Annotated in this window: 13 protein-coding genes and 2 tRNA genes; 6 read left to right on the forward strand and 9 right to left on the reverse strand. The window is 64.3% G+C overall.

Going from position 1 to position 18,956, the window contains the following annotated elements; translation table 11 throughout:
• Positions 1–124: 124 nt before the first annotated feature.
• From metG to ilvD, 8 genes are all read right to left on the reverse strand, one after another.
• Positions 125–1,684 carry a methionine--tRNA ligase gene (gene metG, locus M1E07_RS12610; RefSeq protein WP_461187026.1) on the reverse strand — a complete coding sequence of 520 codons (1,560 nt, stop codon included), beginning with the start codon at positions 1,682–1,684 and terminating at the stop codon, positions 125–127.
• A gap of 33 nt (positions 1,685–1,717) precedes the next feature.
• On the reverse strand, positions 1,718–2,473 hold the full coding sequence (locus tag M1E07_RS12615) for an ABC transporter ATP-binding protein (RefSeq protein ID WP_461187027.1): 756 nt from the start codon (positions 2,471–2,473) through the stop codon (positions 1,718–1,720).
• Positions 2,470–5,268, reverse strand: a complete 2,799-nt coding sequence (locus tag M1E07_RS12620; protein WP_461187028.1) for an ABC transporter permease — start codon at positions 5,266–5,268, stop codon at positions 2,470–2,472. Before M1E07_RS12620 ends, M1E07_RS12615 begins: the two co-directional genes overlap by 4 nt.
• Positions 5,269–5,483: 215 nt before the next feature.
• A complete protein-coding gene (serA, locus tag M1E07_RS12625; protein WP_461187029.1) occupies positions 5,484–7,073 on the reverse strand; it encodes a phosphoglycerate dehydrogenase in 1,590 nt (529 codons plus the stop codon).
• A gap of 125 nt (positions 7,074–7,198) precedes the next feature.
• Positions 7,199–8,224, reverse strand: coding sequence for a ketol-acid reductoisomerase (ilvC, locus tag M1E07_RS12630; RefSeq protein ID WP_461187030.1), 1,026 nt, complete (start codon positions 8,222–8,224; stop codon positions 7,199–7,201).
• Between the two features lie 93 nt (positions 8,225–8,317).
• A complete protein-coding gene (ilvN, locus tag M1E07_RS12635) occupies positions 8,318–8,830 on the reverse strand; it encodes an acetolactate synthase small subunit (RefSeq protein WP_050054685.1) in 513 nt (170 codons plus the stop codon).
• A 2-nt stretch (positions 8,831–8,832) separates the two neighbouring features.
• Positions 8,833–10,740, reverse strand: a complete 1,908-nt coding sequence (locus tag M1E07_RS12640; RefSeq protein ID WP_461187031.1) for an acetolactate synthase large subunit — start codon at positions 10,738–10,740, stop codon at positions 8,833–8,835.
• A gap of 383 nt (positions 10,741–11,123) precedes the next feature.
• A complete protein-coding gene (gene ilvD, locus M1E07_RS12645) occupies positions 11,124–12,845 on the reverse strand; it encodes a dihydroxy-acid dehydratase (protein ID WP_461187032.1) in 1,722 nt (573 codons plus the stop codon).
• A gap of 326 nt (positions 12,846–13,171) precedes the next feature.
• On the opposite strand from ilvD, the gene M1E07_RS12650 reads away from it, so the two are divergent.
• A complete protein-coding gene (locus M1E07_RS12650; protein ID WP_461187033.1) occupies positions 13,172–14,299 on the forward strand; it encodes a sunset domain-containing protein in 1,128 nt (375 codons plus the stop codon).
• Between the two features lie 291 nt (positions 14,300–14,590).
• Positions 14,591–14,666 (forward strand) — tRNA-Lys (locus M1E07_RS12655).
• Positions 14,667–14,911: 245 nt separating this feature from the next.
• Here M1E07_RS12655 and M1E07_RS12660 read toward each other — a convergent pair.
• Positions 14,912–15,370: a MarR family winged helix-turn-helix transcriptional regulator gene (locus M1E07_RS12660; RefSeq protein ID WP_461190395.1), complete on the reverse strand. Its 459-nt coding sequence runs from the start codon at positions 15,368–15,370 to the stop codon at positions 14,912–14,914.
• A gap of 96 nt (positions 15,371–15,466) precedes the next feature.
• Here M1E07_RS12660 and bcp point away from each other — a divergent pair, with 96 nt between their 5' ends.
• The 4 genes from bcp (at position 15,467) to M1E07_RS12680 (ending at position 18,907) form a co-directional block, all read left to right on the forward strand.
• On the forward strand, positions 15,467–15,940 hold the full coding sequence (gene bcp, locus M1E07_RS12665; RefSeq protein ID WP_461187034.1) for a thioredoxin-dependent thiol peroxidase: 474 nt from the start codon (positions 15,467–15,469) through the stop codon (positions 15,938–15,940).
• A gap of 111 nt (positions 15,941–16,051) precedes the next feature.
• Positions 16,052–16,133: transfer RNA gene (locus M1E07_RS12670), tRNA-Leu, on the forward strand.
• A 264-nt stretch (positions 16,134–16,397) separates the two neighbouring features.
• The gene (locus M1E07_RS12675) at positions 16,398–17,072 is read left to right on the forward strand and encodes a fasciclin domain-containing protein (protein WP_461187035.1); all 675 of its coding nucleotides are present in this window, start codon (positions 16,398–16,400) and stop codon (positions 17,070–17,072) included.
• Between the two features lie 164 nt (positions 17,073–17,236).
• On the forward strand, positions 17,237–18,907 hold the full coding sequence (locus tag M1E07_RS12680; protein ID WP_461187036.1) for an ABC transporter substrate-binding protein: 1,671 nt from the start codon (positions 17,237–17,239) through the stop codon (positions 18,905–18,907).
• Positions 18,908–18,956 lie beyond the last annotated feature (49 nt).

Consider the following 18,956-nt stretch of genomic DNA (forward strand, 5'->3'; position numbering starts at 1 on the left):
TCAAGCCGTCTCATCATTCGAACACCGCGGGTCCGCCCGCTTCTTCCGGCGGAGGAACGCCAAACGCTCTCGGACCTGGCCGGCAGGTTCGAGAGCGTCGGTGTCTTCAGGATGCGGCAGAGCGTCAGGCCTCAGCGGGCTCCTCGTACTTGGGGAACACCGGCGACGGAGCCGGCAGCTCAGTACCCGCAGCAATCGGCGTTCCGATGGCGGAAAACTGGCGGGCCTCCCCTTCCGGCTGGCCGAGGGTGGCCAGGAGCGCCGCTGTTGCGGTGGGCATGACCGGCTGGGCAAGGATGGCCACGATCCGCAGGACTTCCAGCGTCACGTACAGCACGGTGTTCATACGTTCGACGTCGGTCTTCCGCAGCACCCACGGCGCCTGCTCGGCGAAGTAGGCGTTGGTGTCACCCAGGACGCCCCAGACCGCTTCGAGGGCGCGGCTGAACTCCTGCTTCTCAAACGCTGCCCGTGCAACGTCGAGGAGGGAGGCGGCCTGCGCCAGGATGGCCTTATCCTCCGCTGTGAACGCCCCCGGAACGGGCACCTTGCCCTCACAGTTCTTGGCCACCATGGACAGGGAGCGCTGGGCAAGGTTGCCGAAGTTGTTCGCGAGGTCGGCGTTCATTCGGCCAACAATTGCGTCGTGGTTGTAGCTGCCGTCCGCGCCGAAAGGCACTTCCCGGAGGAAGAAGAAACGCACCTGGTCAAGGCCGTACTGCTCCACGAAGTCGGCCGGGGCCACCACATTTCCCAGCGACTTGGACATCTTGACCCCGTTGTTGTGCAGGAACCCGTGAATCATGACCCGCTTGGGCAGTTCCAGGCCGGCGCTCATCAGGAAGGCGGGCCAGTAGATGGCGTGGAACCGGGAGATGTCCTTGCCGATGACATGGACATCGGCCGGCCAGAACGTCCGGAACTTTTCCGAGTCGACGTCGGGGTAGCCCACGCCGGTGAGGTAGTTGGTCAGGGCGTCCACCCAGACGTACATCACGTGCTTGTCGTTGCCGGGGACCGGGACGCCCCAGTCGAAAGTGGTGCGGCTGATGGAGAGGTCCTCGAGACCGCGCTTGACGAAGCTGATGACTTCGTTGAACCGGTACTGCGGGGCACCGAACTCGGGCTGGGCCTCGTAAAGGGCAAGGAGCTTGTCCTGGTAGGCGGAAAGCCGGAAGAAGTAGCTCTCCTCCGCCGTCCAGGTCACCTCGGTGTCGGTCTCCTTGGAGTAGCGCACGCCGTCGTCCTTGACCACGGTGTCGTCCTCGACGTAGAACGCCTCGTCCCGGACGGAGTACCAGCCCTCGTATTTGGAGAGGTAAATATCCCCGTTCGCTTCCATCTTTTTCCAGATGGCCTGCGAGGCGGCGTAGTGGTCCTCATCCGTGGTGCGGATGAAACGGTCGTACGAGATGCCCAGGGCCGAATGTGCCGCCTTGAAGACCTCGACGTTCCGGTCCACCAACTGCTTGGGCGTGATGCCTTCCTTTTCGGCGGTCTGGGCGATCTTCATCCCGTGCTCGTCCGTGCCGGTCAGGAACATCACGTCATACCCGTCAAGCCGCTTGAAGCGCGCCATGGCGTCTGTGGCTATGTACTCGTAGGCGTGGCCGATGTGGGGCACCCCGTTGGGATAGGTGATGGCCGTGGTGATGTAGAACGGCGTTTTCTGTGAAGCAGTCACGGGCGGACGTTACCTTCGGTGCGGAGGGACAGGCTAGATCAGTTCGGTCAGGGAGTCGCTGAGCCGGACCAGTTCATGGTCGTGCGAGGCCACCAGGACGGCGATGCCGTCCGACGTGGTGTCCTTCAGGATGCTGATGATGCGGTTTGCCGAGGCACGGTCGAGGCTCGCCGTGGGTTCGTCCACCACGAGGACCCTGGTGCCCAGGATCAGGGCACGGGCAATGGCCACGCGCTGGCGTTCGCCGCCGGACAGCTGGGCCGGACGGTGCCGCATGCGGCGGCCCAGGCCCACGAGGTCCAGCAGGTCCTTGGCCATGTCCCGGCGCTGGTCCACTTCCCCGTCCGGAACAGCCGGCAGGAGCACGTTCTCCAGCGCGCTCATTCCATCGATGAGGGCGCCGCCCTGGTCCACGTATCCGATCAGGGCCCGACGGCGGTCGGCGATTTCGTCGTCGCCCATGCTTTCAAGGGAATCACCTTCCCAGAAGACACGGCCCGACGTCGGCAGGGTCAGCCCCGCTCCGACCGTCAGGATGCTCGTCTTGCCGGATCCGCTTCGGCCGGCGACGCAGTGCATCTCACCCGCGTGCAGCGTGAGGTCGAAGCCTTCCACCACGGTGACTGCCTCTGCGCCGCCTTTGCCGCCGCCGTAGCGGATGGTGATGTCGCTCAGTTCCAGCGGGGTCCCGTGGTCAGCGGCTTTGACGATGGTGTTGGCGCGCGTCTGCAGGGGGACGTCGCCGGAGCCGCTCCTGCGGCTCCGCTGGACATTGGTCTGGTTTGTCATTGGACCACTTTCGTTGCAATCGGTATCCAGCAAAGTACAGCCACGAGGCCGGCAACGCCTGCCCACAGCGCGGCATAGGGGGCCAGCAGCAGGCCAATGCCCAGGGCGCCCAGCACGCCCAGCGGCAATGCCACGCTTCCCACCAGCGCGTTCTCGAACAGCCGGACCTGGCGGAGCATGTCCGGGTTCCAGCCCATGGCTTCGAGGATGCCCAGGTACTGCCGCTTGGCGTTAAGCTCAAAGCGTCCGGTGACCAGGGTCAGCACCAGTCCCACGATCACACCGGCGAGAGCCAGGAGAATACTCGGCAGCGCCACGCTGGCAGCGGCAAGTCCGCTCAGCGCACTGGCGCCGGCCGCGCGGGGAATGTCGATCAGCAGCGCGATGAGTCCGCCCACGGCAGCGCCGAAGACGCCGACTGCAACGGCCAGGGCCAGCGTGTTGAACTTGTTGGTGCCCAGCTGGCGGTTCGCGAAGGTCAGCGGTGAATCCACCGGAATAAGGCGCTCGTCATGCTGCGGTTCCTGGTCGATGACGTCCCGGTGGCGCAGCTGCTGTGCTGCGAAGAACGCAGCACCGGCGTACAGGACCAGGACGGAAACGCAGACCAGGGCAGTTGTGAGGCTCCAGCTGACGAGGCTCAGAACGGTGCCGGCCACGGCAAGCAGTACAGCACCCACGGCGAACTCCTCCAGCACCCAGCTGCGGATGCGGCGTTGGGTCCACCCCATGGCGCGCAGTGTTCCTGCTTCGCTCCGCCGCTTGCGGATGTAACTCACGGTCGAGGCACCAGTGAGGAGCGCAGCCCCGCAAAGCGTCAGGAAGAGCAGCGTGATGTTGGTTCCGGAAAGGGAACCGGTTACCGCCTCGGCTGCATTCTGCCTGACCCATGACTGCTGGACCGTACCAAGGTCGGATTCCTTGCCGGCGTCGTCCTTGGAGTAACCGGGAACAAAAATATTGGCGTCCTCGCGGGCAGACCCGGCCACAATGGTGGCCTCCAGACCCATATTGCGGATCTCGGCGGCCAGCTTTTCCACCTCCGGCTGGGCTTCCTTCCAGCTGCCGGGCGCATCGGCGCGGACACGGACGGCGTCGATGACTGAAGCGTTTTTCTTGTAGCCGCGGGCAGCAGCGAGGCCGTAGTAGTCGGTGATGGCACCGGCGGACTGGCTGGCAAGCCCCGTCGCACTCAGGGATGGCTCGAGGCCGGTGGCCGGAACGTCCTTGCCGCCGGCGTCCTTGACCAGGGTGAAGGGGGTGGGGTCGTAGCCGCCCAACGGAAGCTTGTTGACGTCGCCGGCGGCCTCTGCCACTGCGGAAGGATCAAATGTTCCGTAGACCATGGCAAGCGGGGCTCCATCCTTCTGGTCCCCCGTCTCCAGGTTTTCGCGGTAGGAGCGTTCGTCCACGGGCTCGCGCTGGGTCTGGTCAACGGGGGTGCCGTTGGCGCTCTTTTCGGGCAGGCGGTTGACTGTGACCCACTCGCCTGGAACGGCGGTCTTGCCGACGGCGCCGTTTGCGGCCGTCTCGCCGTCGGTGTATTTCGGGGCGGCAGCGAAATCCGTGCTCCACTCCGCGGGGGTATACAGCCCCTGGTTGAAGTTGCCGGTGGCGCCGAGGACCGAGGAGTGGTCCGTGGAGCCGGGCCAGGAGAGAACGAAGGGGTCCTTCGAGACAAACGGGAGGTAGTCCTGGCCCAATGACCGGGAGACGGTTCCGACGTCCTTGACCACCTTGCCGGCGTCGTCAATCTCCTCGATCTTAACGTTGTACTTCAGGTCCAGGGACGTGCCCGAGCGCACGATAAGGGGAATGGCCTGGGAATCGTCGGTCAACTGGCCGTTGCGCTTGGCCTGCTGGTACTGGGTCATCAGGGGTGCCCAGTACTTGAGCTTCACGCCCAGGAAGTCCGGGCCTTCTTCCAGCTCGTCCAGGCCGATGCCGTTGGTGAACAGGCCTTCGAAGTAGCGCCCGACGGCTCCGGCATTACGGGCGTCGGCCGGCGGCGCCTTTTCCAGCGGGGCCAGGAAGTCACCGGCAGAACCCAGGAGGGTGCGCTCGGCCGCGGGATCGACGGCGACCACGGATTCCGTGACCTCCGGCGCGAGGGGCAGCGAGACGGACAGGTTGAACAGGTTATGTTCGGAACCGCCGGCCGGGGCAGCGAACTTGATGCCCGTTTCATCCTCGGGAGCGGCGATGCGGATGCTGCTCCCCCCGGCGGCCTGCTCCTCGACGAGTTTGGCCTTGCCCAAGGTTCCTTCGGCGGTGGACTTAAAGAGCGTTTGCTCTGAAACCCCGTCGGAGCTGACGGCGCTGGCGGTCAGGCGGTATTTTTTGGCCTCATCGCTGAGAACCGACTCGGCGGCGGGCCACTCTGCCGGCGCGGTGGCTCCGGCAGCCTGGTCCGCCGTCGCGGTGCCAGCAAGCCCGGCGTTGTAGCCGAGGTAGTCCATGGCATCCAGCCGCGGCGCCTCGAGGTTCTGCGTCACCCGGGACACAAGGCTGATGGGCGCTGCCACCGAGGTTCCCGACAACTGCCGGATGGCCTCCAGCTGTTCAAAGCTGATGCCGCCGGTGCCGTTGGCAATTTCCGGCTGCAGCAGCGCACCCGAGGGCGCCTTTGCCTGGACCAGGACATCGTAGAGCCCCCGTGAATTTTCATTCACTGTCCGGCTGAGCGCGGCCTGCGACTGGCTTTGGACGAGGACCGACAAGCACATGGCTGCGATCAAGATGGCCGCGGTCAACAGCAGCACTCTGCTTCTGATGAACCTCTGGACGGCGTTCATTGAACTCCCTGAAACCTGGATTGCGTGCGCACATTCGGGACCGCGCTGGGCGGGCGTGGACGATTACGGACGGATGTGCAAAAGGTATTGGCCGGTCTGCCGGCAAGGTCCTGAACCAGGACCCAGCCATTGTAAGCAGACCGGCCAATCATACGTGGCCCCGCCGGGACGCGCCGAGCGGAGGGTGGCAGTACGGCGTTTCGGCGAACCGGAGGTTAGTCCTCCAGGTCCACTTCCCGGACCATCTCGGCGCCGATGCCGGCCTTGATAGCGTCCAGGACCTGCTGCGGCACGGAGCTGTCGATGGTCAGCAGCGCGAGCACCTGGCCGCCCTGGTCGTGGCGTGCCACCTGCATGCCGGCGATGTTGATGTTGTTCATGCCCAGGATATGGCCGATGGTTCCGATCACGCCGGGACGGTCGGTGTAGGCAACCACCACAAGGTGCTCACTGATGGGGATCTCGACCTCGAACCCGTTGATGCCCACCAGCTTCTCGATCTGCTTGGGCCCGGTCAGGGTGCCGGCCACGGAAATCTGGCTGCCGTCGCTGAGGGCACCGCGGAGGGTCAGGAGGTTGCGGTAGGACTCCGTCTCAGGGGTGGTGATCAGGCGGACGTTGATGCCGCGCTGTTCGGCGATGACCGGGGCGTTGACGTAGGAGACCTGCTCGGTCACCACATCGGCGAAGACCCCCTTCAGTGCCGCCAGCTCCAGGACCTTGACGTCCAGGGACGAAATTTCGCCGGCAACCTCAACGTCGAGCTGGGTTAGCGAATCGTGGGTCAGGGCGGTGAAGATGCGGCCCAGCTTCTCGATCAGCGGGATTCCGGGACGGACGTCCGGGGCAATGACACCGCCGGCGACGTTGACGGCATCCGGCACCAGCTCGCCGGCCAGGGCCAGGCGGACGGACTTGGCCACCGAAACGCCGGCCTTTTCCTGCGCTTCATCGGTGGAGGCGCCGAGGTGCGGGGTGACCACCACGTTGTCCAGCTTGAAGAACGGCAGGTCGGTGCTGGGCTCCTTGGTGAAGACGTCCACGCCGGCACCGCCGATCTCGCCGTCCTGCAGGGCCGCGAACAGGGCTTCCTCGTCCACGAGGCCGCCGCGGGCCACGTTGACCACGTAGGCGGTTTTCTTCATCTTCCTGAACGCATCCGCACCGAGCATGCCCACGGTTTCAGGGGTTTTGGGCATGTGGATGGTGATGAAGTCGGACTGGGCCAGGAGTTCGTCCAGGGTCACCAGCTGCACACCGAGCTGGGCGGCGCGGGCGGAGGTGATGTAGGGATCGTAAGCAAGGATCTTGGTGTCGAAGCCCTTCAGGCGGGCCGCTACGAGGGCACCGATCCGGCCCAGGCCGATGATGCCAATCTTCTTTTCGAACAGCTCGGTGCCCGTGTACTTGGAGCGCTTCCACTCCCCGTCCTTGAGGGCTGCACTGGCCTGCGGGATGTGGCGGGCCAGGCTGAGGATGTGGCCCACGGTGAGCTCGGCGGCGGAGACGATATTGGACGTGGGGGCGTTGACCACCATGACGCCGGCCTGCGTGGCGGCTTTGATGTCCACGTTGTCCAGCCCCACGCCTGCGCGGGCAATGACCTTGAGGTTCTTGGCCGCCGCGATCGCTTCAGCGTCCACCTGGGTGGCTGAGCGGACCAGAATGGCGTCAACATCGCTGATGGCAGAGAGCAGCTGGGAGCGGTCAGCGCCGTCGGTCTGGCGGATCTCGAAGTCCGGGCCGAGGGCCTCGACAGTTGCGGGGGAAAGTTCTTCGGCGAGCAGTACTACGGGTTTTAACACGGCTGATCCTCTGCGTTGCAGTCCTGGGGATGGGAACAAGTCTAGGCCGACGGAAAGGCCGGGCTCACATTGTTAAGTGTGAACCCGGCCTCACTGCTGCCTATAGTGGCGCCTGAGCGGCGGCCTTAGCGGGCGGCGGAACCTTCAACGTAGTCCACGTCCTGCTGCTGCCAGGAGAACAGGGAGCGCAGCTCGCGGCCAACAGCCTCGATGGGGTGCTGCTCGGCCTTGGCACGCAGTTCCTTGAACTCGGCGCCGCCGTTGTCCTGGTCTTCGATGAAGCGCTTGGCGAAGGCACCGGACTGGATGTCGGCGAGGACGGCCTTCATGTTTTCCTTCACCTCGGGGGTGATGACGCGCGGACCGGAGACGTAGTCACCGTATTCTGCGGTATCGGAAACGCTCCAGCGCTGCTTGGCGATGCCGCCTTCCCACATGAGGTCCACGATGAGCTTGAGCTCGTGAAGGACCTCGAAGTAGGCAATCTGCGGCTGGTAGCCAGCTTCGGTCAGGGTTTCGAAGCCGTACTGGACCAGCTGGGACACGCCGCCGCAGAGGACTGACTGCTCACCGAACAGGTCGGTTTCGGTCTCTTCGGTGAAGGTGGTCTGGATGACGCCGGCGCGGGTGCCGCCAATTGCCTTGGCGTAGGACTTGGCCAGGTCCCAGGCGGAGCCGGAAGCATCCTGTTCGACGGCGATGATGTCCGGGATGCCGCGGCCGGCTTCGAACTCGCGGCGCACGGTGTGGCCGGGAGCCTTCGGGGCGATCAGGACGACGTCAACGCCCTCCGGAGCCTGGATGTAGCCGAAACGGATGTTGAAGCCGTGGGCGAAAGCCAGTGCCTTGCCGGGCTTGAGCTTGTCCTTGATGGAGTCGTTATAGATCGCACGCTGGTGCTGGTCCGGCGCGAGGATCATGATGACGTCGGCCCATTCGGCGGCGTCGGCAACGTTCTTGACGGTGAAGCCTGCGTCCTCGGCCTTGGCTGCGGACGTTGAGCCGTCCTTCAGCGCGATAACAACCTCGACGCCGGAATCGCGCAGGTTCAGCGCGTGGGCGTGGCCCTGTGAACCGTAGCCAACAATGGCAACCTTGCGGCCCTGGATGATCGACAGGTCGGCGTCGTCGTCGTAAAACATTTCAGTCACTTGCGTAACTCCTCTTGAGTGGATTTGTAGATAGGTGTTTGGTGGTGCGGTTACGGGCGTTGCGTACTGCCGGGGCGGACCCTTGGCGGAGTCCTACGCGGAACGCAGCGCCCTGTCACTCATGGAGCGGGATCCCCGTCCAACGGCCAGGGTGCCGGACTGCACAATTTCGCGGATGCCGAATGGCTCAAGCACTGAGAGCAGTGCGGTGAGCTTTTCGGGGTGGCCCGTTGCTTCAATGACGACGGAATCGGTGGAGACGTCAACCACTGAGGCGCGGAACAGGTCTGCAGCCTGGGTCACCTGCAGACGTGTTGCGGCATCCGCACGTACTTTGACCAGGATGTGGTCACGCTGCACGGAAGATTCGGAGGTCAGCTCAACGATCTTGATGACGTTGATCAGTTTGTTGAGCTGCTTGGTGACCTGTTCGATAAGGTCGCCATCGGCGTCGACCACCACGGTCATCCGGGAGATGCCCGGGACTTCGGTGGGGCCGACGGCCAGGGAGTTGATGTTGAACGCGCGGCGGGCGAAGAGGCTTGCGACGCGGGTCAGGACGCCGGGTTTGTCTTCGACCAGGACGGAAAGTGTGTGGCGGCTCATGGTCAGTCCTCTTCTTCCCATTCCGGGGTCATGTTGCGGGCAACCTGGATCTGGTCGTTGCTCACGCCGGCGGGCACCATCGGCCACACCATGGAGTTTGGGCTCACCACGAAGTCGATGACCACGGGGCGGTCGTTGATCTCCAGGGCCTTCTGGATGGTGGCGTCGATGTCCTCGTCCCGTTCGCAGCGGAACGACGCGCAGCCGTAGGCCTCCCCCAGCTTGACGAAGTCCGGGATGCGGACGGTGTCGTGGCCGGTGTTCAGGTCGGTGTTGGAGTAGCGGCCCTCGTAGAAGAGGGTCTGCCACTGCCGCACCATTCCCAGCGAGGAGTTGTTGATCACGGCCACCTTGATGGGGATGTTGTTAATGGCGCAGGTGGCCAGTTCCTGGTTGGTCATCTGGAAGCAGCCGTCGCCGTCGATGGCCCAGACCACCCGGTCCGGCTCGCCCACCTTGGCACCCATGGCAGCCGGGACCGCGTAGCCCATGGTGCCGGCACCACCCGAGTTCAGCCAGGCGTGCGGGCGCTCGTACTTGATGAACTGTGCCGCCCACATCTGGTGCTGACCGACGCCCGCAACGTAGATGCCTTCCGGCCCGGTCAGCGCACCGATGCGCTCGATGACTTTCTGCGGAGCAGACAGTCCATCGTCCGGCTCGGTCCAACCCAGCGGGTACGTTTCCTTGAGGTTGTTCAGGAAAGCCCACCACGTGGTGAGGTCCGGAGTTCCCGACGCCTCGAACTGGGTACGTACGGCTTCGGTGAGCTCCGGAATGATTTCCTTCACGGAGCCCACGATGGGAACATCGGCGGTGCGGTTCTTGGAGATCTCGGCAGGATCGATGTCAGCGTGAATGACCTTCGCCAGGGGCGCGAACGTCTTCAGGACGCCGGTAACGCGGTCATCGAAGCGGGCGCCCAGGGTGATCAGGAGGTCGGACTGCTGCAGGGCAGTCACGGCTGAAACAGTTCCGTGCATGCCCGGCATCCCCATGTGCTGCGGGTGGGAGTCCGGGAAGACGCCCTTCGCCATCAGCGTGGTGACCACGGGAGCGCCGGTTGCTTCCGCCAGTGCCAGCAGCTCGGCAGAAGCATGCGCCTTGACTACACCGCCGCCCACGTACAGCACGGGCTTGCGTGCTGCGGCGATCAGCTTTGCGGCTTCGCGCACCTGCTTGTTGTGCCCCCGGGTGACCGGACGGTAGCCAGGCAGGTCAACCCGGGGCGGCCAGGAGAAAGTCATCTGGCCCACCTGGGCGTCCTTGGCCACGTCCACCAGGACAGGACCCGGGCGGCCGGTGGACGCGAGGTGGAAGGCCTCCGCCATCACGTGCGGGATGTCATTGGGGTCGGTCACCAGGAAGGAGTGCTTGGTGATGGGCATGGTGATGCCCACGATGTCAGCTTCCTGGAAGGCGTCGGTGCCGATGACACCGCTGGATACCTGGCCGGTGATGGCCACCAGCGGCACGGAGTCCATGTGGGCATCCATGATGGCGGTAACGAGGTTGGTGGCGCCCGGGCCCGAGGTGGCGATACAAACACCCACCCGCCCGGTGACCATGGCGTAGCCTTGCGCGGCGTGGCCGGCTCCCTGTTCGTGACGGACCAGGACGTGGTTCATTCTGGAGGCCATCAAGGGGTCATAGGTGGGCAGGATTGCGCCACCGGGCAAACCGAAAATATCGTCGACGCCGAGTTCTTCGAGCGAGCGGACAATAGCTTGCGAGCCGGTCATCACCGTTGGGGGTACAACGTTGTTCGGCCCAAGGACAGGAGAGACAGCGGCAAGGTCGGCGACGACGACGGCGTGGCCTGCCGTGCGGTCGGCGCGTTCCGGAGCCTTAGGGGCTCCAGCGGACTTAGTAGCCATCAGCGAGGGGCTGATCGGCGATCCTTTGCTCATCGGACTCTTCCTTGTGGATCATCTGTGGTTCGTGGAAACTGCGGGAAATAAAAAAACCCCTCAGCCTGGCGGCTCTTCGAGGGGTTGCGCGTGACGGTTCGTTACCAGGGGCTAATGTGCCACGCGCTGGATAAGGACGACGACGGTGCCGTTGGTAACGAAGGTCATGCGTTCAGTGTTCCCTCTGGGCGAGACACGTGTCAACGAGGCGTCCCGCGATCTCACCATGTGGACTCCATTGTCCACCTTTTGATCCGCCCAGTGGAGGATCAACCTCTGCCTGCCCTACTGTAGCCAACCGCAAAGGCGGCAGGGCTTAATAAGGCCAAGGCCGAGGGCCCCCAAGGGATTCGGCGCCCCGCGCCGAATCCCTTGGGCAGGCCTTAGCCGCAGTATGCGCCCGTGCTGGCGCTGTGCACCAGCTTGGCGTACTTTGCCAGGACGCCCTTGGTGTACCTGGCCGGGAGCGGTTCCCAACCCACCTTGCGGGCTTCGAGCTCTGCCTCGTCCACCAGGAGGTCGAAGCTGCGGGCCGCGATGTCCACGCGGATCCGGTCCCCGTCCTGGACGAAGGCGATGGGGCCGCCGTCCACCGCTTCGGGGGCTACGTGGCCGATGCACAGGCCAGTGGTGCCGCCGGAGAAGCGGCCGTCGGTGAGCAGCAGGACATCCTTGCCCAGGCCCGCGCCCTTGATGGCGCCGGTGATGGCAAGCATTTCGCGCATGCCCGGGCCACCCTTGGGGCCCTCGTAACGGATCACCACAACATCGCCGGCCCGGATTTGGCCGTTGTCCAGCGCGTCCAGGGCGCCCTGTTCACGCTCGAAGACGCGGGCTGTCCCTTCAAAGACGTCGGCGTCGAAGCCGGCGCTCTTCACCACTGCGCCCTCGGGAGCCATGGTGCCGTGCAGGATGGTGATGCCGCCGGTCTTGTGGATGGGGTTGTCCAGCGCGCGCAGGATTTTGCCGTCGACGTCCGGCGGGTTGATGGCCTCCAGGTTCTCCGCAACGGTCTTGCCGGTGACGGTGAGGCAGTCGCCGTGCAGCAGGCCGGCGTCGAGCAGTGCCTTCATGATCACGGGCACCCCGCCGATCTTATCGACGTCGGTCATGACGTAGCGGCCGAAGGGCTTGAGGTCGCCGAGGTGGGGGATTTTGTCGCCGATGCGGTTGAAGTCATCGAGGGTCAGCTCAACTTCCGCCTCGCGGGCGATGGCCAGCAGGTGCAGCACGGCGTTGGTGGAGCCGCCGAAGGCCATGGTCACGGCGATGGCGTTTTCGAAGGCCTTCTTGGTCATGATGTCGCGCGCGGTGATGCCCTCGCGGAGCAGGTTGACCACCGCTTCGCCGGACTTGCGGGCGAATTCATCACGACGGCGGTCTGCCGAGGGCGGGGCGGCGGAACCGGGCAGGGACATGCCCAAAGCCTCACCAATGCAGGCCATGGTGTTGGCCGTGTACATGCCACCACAGGCGCCTTCGCCCGGGCAGATGGCCTTTTCGATGCGCGTCAGGTCTTCCAGGCTCATCTTGCCGGCGGCGCAGGCGCCAACAGCCTCGAAGGCGTCGATGAGGGTGACTTCCTTTTCGGAGCCGTCCTCAAGCTTTACCCAGCCGGGCATGATGGAGCCGGCGTAGAGAAAGACGCTGGACAGGTCCAGGCGGGCTGCTGCCATCAGCATGCCCGGGAGCGACTTGTCGCAGCCGGCCAGCAGGACGGAACCGTCGATGCGCTCTGCCTGCATCACGGTTTCAACCGAGTCGGCAATGACTTCGCGGGACACCAGCGAGAAGTGCATGCCCTCGTGTCCCATGGAAATGCCGTCCGAGACGGAGATGGTGCCGAACTGCATGGGGAAACCACCTCCCGCGTGCACGCCTTCCTTGGCGCCCTGGGCCAGCCGGTTCAGCGAGAGGTTGCAGGGGGTGATCTCGTTCCATGAACTCGCGACGCCGACCTGGGGCTTGGCGAAGTCGTCATCGCCCATGCCCACTGCGCGGAACATGCCGCGGGCGGGGGCGGCGTGAATGCCGTCAGTTACTACCCGGCTTCGGGGCTTGATATCAGGCTTGTTGTTGGTCGCGATCAGGGTGTCCTCACTCATAGGGGAAATTCTAGGGCTCCACGGCCCGGCCCAGCGACACGGCGCAACCAATGAGCCGGAAAATCGCGGATATTCCGATCAGATAGTGGACTGTCATCTCGCATAGTGAGATCGGCGGAAGAAATTCGCCCTGCGGCCCAGTGTTGGCCAGGCGGCGCAGGTGCCGCTTTTTTGCCAGGAACCGGGCCCGGGTTTTGACCGCGGAATCCGCTCCTGGGCTGACGTCCGGTATTGAGCGTCCCGGCAGGTCAAAGAGCTAGACAGCACTGTTGAGCCGACGTAGCGTCGGGGAAAGTGCACCTTGCCATCCGACTGAAGGACTCGCCATGGATTTTGTCTTCTGGATCATTCTGCTCGTTGTGGTTGCCGGTCTTGTGTGGTGGTGGCTTAATCGAAGAAATTCCTCCAGCTCTTCCGGGAGCGCTTCCCAAGCGGATAGCGCCCGACCTGACGGCGGTACCCGGACAGACGGCGGTACCCGGACAGACGGCGGTACCCGGACAGACGGCGCCCTCGCCGGAGGCGGGGCAGCAGCATCTGCCGAAGCTGCCGGCACAACCGGCATTGCCAGCGCCGCCGGATTCGGCGCCCCGGCCGAGCCCGTGGCGCCCAGCACGGCAGCTGAACCGGTTGAAGCAACGGCGACGCCTGGACCCAGCCCGAGCGCATCGCAGGGCCACAGCAGGACAGGCGCGACTGCCGTCGGCACCGGGACCGGGACTGACAAGGCGGAAGGAACGGCACAGGACGAACGCCGGGTCCATGATGAGGCTGAATGGGAAACCCAGTGGTCGGAGGCGTCAGGGCCGTCCCACGTCCACCAGGAAACCGGCCACCGGGAAGGTGCCGCAGCGGCAGCGCCCACCCCCTCCCCCGAGCAAGCGAAGCCAACGGGACAAACACCCGTTCACCACCCGGAGTACACGGAACCCCATGCCCCCACCTTGCCGGGTGCCGAGACAGCGGCGGTAGAAGACGCGGACGACGCCGCCACAGGGGCACCCTTACCCGTCCCGTCCGCAAGCACGCCCGGCCCCAAGGAAAACGAAGGACATGCCGCTGCTGCCGGCGCCCGCCTTCCCAGCGACGCTGCAGCAACAGAAACCCGGGACCGGGCGCAGTCCTCGGCGCTGGTGGAAACCGGCACGGACCACAACCAGGACCCGGCGGGCGGTGCTGCCCCTGCAGTGCAGGTGCCCACGGCACAGGTGCCGGCAGGGCAGGAGCCGGCAGGGCATCTCGCGGCGGAGGAACCCTATGGCGAGGGCTCGGCGTCTGCTGCGGCGGACGGCAGCGGGCCCGCGGACTACACCGTTAAGGGTGACGCCGGCGCCATGGTCTATTACGAGGAGGGGCACCCCGAATATGAGCAGGCCAGGGCTGGAGTGTGGTTCGAATCTGCCGCCCACGCCGAGGCTGCAGGTTTCAGGGCTCCCCGGCGGAGGCGGAGCTAGCAGGACCGGCGCGGGGGTAGCGGCCCGCCGGAGAAGAGGCAGGCACTCCTGTGGCCCATTTCACACGTGGGCGCGGGCGGATCGGGGACGCAGTGCGGACACCCGACGGCGGATTTTGGCTGCTCACTAACAACAAAAACCCCTACTTTCTGCTGGTTCTGCCCCCATCGGGCCAGGCAGGGAATGCTGCTGGGCCCCGATTTCACATGCGCCGGAAGTTCGTGTAGAGTTTCATGTCGTTGCGGAGATCAACGGGGAAAGAAAAAGCCCCAAACGATCGAAACAAAAGATGCACCTCTAGCTCAATTGGCAGAGCAATTGACTCTTAATCAATGGGTTCCGGGTTCAAGTCCCGGGGGGTGCACCACTGGGAAAACAGCCTCTGGCTTGCGGAAACGCGAGCCGGGGGCTGTTTTGTTTTATCCGCTACCTGGTGCGACCGAAGCGCTGCCAACAGGGGGTTAGCTGCGCAACAACTCCATTGGATATTTCCAACCCACATTGACTGCCATCGATTGGCCCTCGGATAAAAGAAAGGGCGTGGCCCCCGCTCCGCAGGAAGCTGGGATCACGCCCGGTTGCCGGCCGCAGACGCGGTGCCGGCTGCGAGGCTTATGGGGTCATGGATGGGTTTTCCAGGAGCGCTCCGGTGGCCTGCGATCCGAACTGACTTGCCAGTTCCCGGACAACGGCTTTAAGTTCCTGGCGAAGGACGTCCGGATCAATGGTGGCTGCTGCAAGCACGGTGCGCTCCATCTCGACGGCAGCGGCAACGGCTTCCTTGCCCCGCTCCGTGAGTGATACGACGTGGCTCCTGCGGTCCGACGTGCTGCGCACCCGGGCGATGTGTCCGTGGGACTCCAGCCTGCTGAGGGTTTTACCCATGGTCTGGGCTTGGACACGCACGTACTGGGCAAGCTGCGCCTGCGTCATGGGTCCTTGCGCGTTGAGAACCTCGATGGCGATAACACCGGCATGGGTGAGGCCTATGGCCCCAAGCTTTTCGTTCCAGGAGTGTTCGACGAGGCGCGCAGCAGTGGACAAGAGGCGCCCTGTGGGCCAGTGATCCATATCAGGCATAGCAGTAAGTATAGCCAAGTGTCGATTAGCACTGGTCCGCGCTGCTTACTAGGCTGGTGTGTCCTGCCTGCAACTAGGAGAAAAACATTGGCTGACAGACTTGTAACCGGCGACGAAGCGCCCCCGTTCACGCTTAAGGACGCAGCCGGCCACGACGCCGGCCTCGCCCCGCGCGCGGGCCGCCACACCATCATCTACTTCTACCCTGCAGCTGCAACACCCGGATGCACCAAGGAAGCCTGCGATTTCCGGGACAACCTGGCCTCCCTGCAGTCCGCGGGATATGACGTCCTGGGTATCTCCCCCGACCCGGTGGAGAAACTCGCAAAATTTGCCGCCAAGGAAGGCCTTAGCTTCCCGCTGCTCTCGGATGAGGACCATGTCGTAGCGGAGGCTTACGGGGCCTGGGGGGAAAAGAAAAACTACGGCAAGACCTACCAGGGCCTGATCCGCTCCACCATCGTGGTTGGTCCGGACGGCAAGGTGGCGCTTGCCCAGTACAACGTCCGGGCCACGGGACACGTGGCAAAGCTCCGCCGGGACCTCAAGCTGGACGCCTGACCTGGGCGCCGCTGACGCAGGTTCCGCCTGCGCGAGGCTACAATAAAAACTGGCATTCGGCGTCGTACGTTTACCAGCCCCGCGATCGGGCTGAAACACGCTCCGGGCCAAGCGCGAGTGGTGAAATTGGCAGACACGCAGGATTTAGGTTCCTGTGCCTTCGGGCGTGGGGGTTCAAGTCCCCCCTTGCGCACACTGATAGGGAAAGAGATCCTTCGGCTCCGGCCGGGGATCTCTTTTTCGTTTATGCCCGTGCGGTGCACGCGCCGCCGGGGCTAAATGCTTCACTTTGGCAGTTCGCTGAAAACTCCTTGACGTTTGACCCATCCGTATTCGTGCAACTCCCGAATACCCATTGAGACACCAGCCAAGGGCAGGTGCCCACGAGCCAGACGCAAACAAAAACCCCGGACATCCCGTCCGCGGCCAGCGGAACGCAAACCCAAGGAGAACCGAAATGCAGACAATCAAGCGCACAACTTTCACGGTCGCAGGCGTCGCAGCTGCAACTCTGCTCAGCCTCACGGCGTGTGGCGGCTCGGCCGGCACCTCAAGTTCCTCCGCCCCGGCCGCCGCACCCGCGGCTTCCAGCATGGCCCCCTCCCCGTCAGCCAGCTCCTCCGCCGCGGCCATGGATCCGGCCGCAAACCTGGTTGGCCCGGGCTGCGCAGGGTACGCCAAGCAGGTGCCCAGCGGCGCCGGATCCGTTGAGGGCATGGCACTGGATCCGGTGGCCGTCGCAGCGTCCAACAACCCGATCCTTACCACCCTGACTTCCGCAGTATCCGGCAAGCTGAACCCGAAGGTGGACCTGGTGGACACCCTCAACGGCGGTGAATTCACGGTCTTCGCGCCCGTTGATGACGCCTTCGCCAAGATTGATGCCGCCACCATCGAAACGTTGAAGACGGACGATGCCCTCCTGAGCAAGATCCTCACCTACCACGTGGTTCCGGGCCAGATCACTCCTGACAAGATTGCCGGTACCCACGCCACCGTCCAAGGCGGATCCGTTAAGGTTGCCGGCAGCGGCAACGCCCTCACGGTTGATGGCGCCAAGGTCATCTGCGGCGGCGTCCAGACCAAGAACGCCACGGTTTACCTGATCGACTCGGTGCTGATGCCCAAGTAATTTCGTCAGCATGGCCGGGGGCCCGCTCCGAAAGGACCGGGCCCCCGGCTTATATTGAGGGCGCCTCTCGGCGCGGGCCTCCGGAAAACGGGATGATGGGGTCAACTAGACTGGGTTGCGGCCCGCAGTCGGCGGCGCCGGCAAGATCCAGAGGTGATAAACGAGTGCCCAGCAGTCCATCGCGGCGGACGGCCATCAAGGCCGGAGCCGTCATCCTGGCGTTGAGCGTCACCTCGTGCACAGCCGTTCCGGCCCCCTCGCCGTCATCAACCACGCCAACTCCCAGCACTGCTGCAGAACCCACAGCCACCTTCAATTTCGGCACCTCAGTGCAGCCGTTGGGCCTCGATCCTGCGCTGTCCAGCGACGTTGAGTCCCAGCGCATCACCCGGCAGATCCTCGAGGGGCTGGTGGGCGTGGACCAGACCACCGGGAAGCCCACTCCGCTGCTGGCCACCGAATGGAGCGAATCCAACGAGGGCCGCTCCTACACCTTCAAGCTGCGCAGCGGCGTCACCTTCCAGGACGGCACTCCGTTCAACGCGGACGCGGTGTGTAGCAATTTCAAGCGGTGGTTCGCCTTCTCCCCGGACCTCCGCCGGCAGGCCCCGGGCAGTTCGTTCAAGGACGTGTTCAAGGCGCACTCGGACGAGGCCGAACTGTCCATCTTCAAGAGCTGCACCGCATTGGCCGACGACACCGTGCAGATCGACCTGACGCAGCGCTTCACCGCATTCCTGCAGGCTCTGACCTTGCCTGCGTTTGCCATCGCCTCCCCTGCAGCACTGGCCGCAGGCAACGCCGATGTGCTGGACCGGAACCGCGGCGGCCAGGCCGTGTCCGCCTTCGGCACCAATCCGGTGGGAACAGGTCCGTTCATCCTGAAGTCCTGGGACGAAGGGAGCGTCACCCTGGTCAGCAACGGGTCCTACTGGGGGGACCGCGGCCAGATCGCCACCATCAACTTCGTGGCCTACAACCACCCCCAGGCACGTCTCCAGGCGCTGCTGGACGGCAAAATCGACGGATACGACGCCGTCACGGTAGGCAACTTCGACCAACTGGTGAAGCGCGGAAAGCAGATTGTGCAGCGTGATCCGTTCTCGGTGATGTATCTGGGCATCAACCAGGAAATTCCGGTCCTGCAGAACCAAAAAGTCCGGCAGGCCATCGAGCTGGCCATCGACAAAGAGACGTTGATCCGGAAGTTCTTCATCGACAACACCGCCGCGGCCACGCAGTTTGTGCCGCCCAAGATCAGCGGGTTCAACAATGACGCCCCTGCGCTGGGCCATGACCCGGCAAAGGCCAAGGAGTACCTCAAGGAGGCCGGTTACGCCGGCGAAGCGCTGAGGTTCTACTATCCGTTGAATGTCACCCGGCCGTACCTGCCCACGCCTGAAAAGGTTTACGCCGAAATCAGCCGGCAGCTCACGGCGGCAGGGTTCAACATCCAGCCTGTGCCCATCGACTGGTCCGATGGCTATCTCCAGAAAGTCCAGTCCCCGGGCAACCACGCGCTCCACCTTTTGGGCTGGAACGGCTCCTACTCAGACGCCGACAACTTTGTTGGCCCCCTCTTCGGGGAAAAGAACGGCGAGTTCGGCTACCAGGATCCGCAGGTTTTCTCGAAGATCAACCGGGCGCGCGGGTTGCCGGAGGGAGAGGAACGCGACGAGCAATATCACACCATCAATGCCCAGATCGCGGCATCCGTTCCCGCGGTGCCCATTGCCTTCCCCATCTCGGCACTGGCCCTCTCCGACCGCGTAATGAGCTATCCGGCGTCGCCTGTCTTAAATGAAGTTTTCACCAAAGTGCAACTGAAGCCTTGACGGGCCAGCCCAATTTCAGTAGTAGGGCTGCCCGGGGATATTCTGTGAC

Source organism: Arthrobacter sp. Z4-13, from assembly GCF_054792705.1.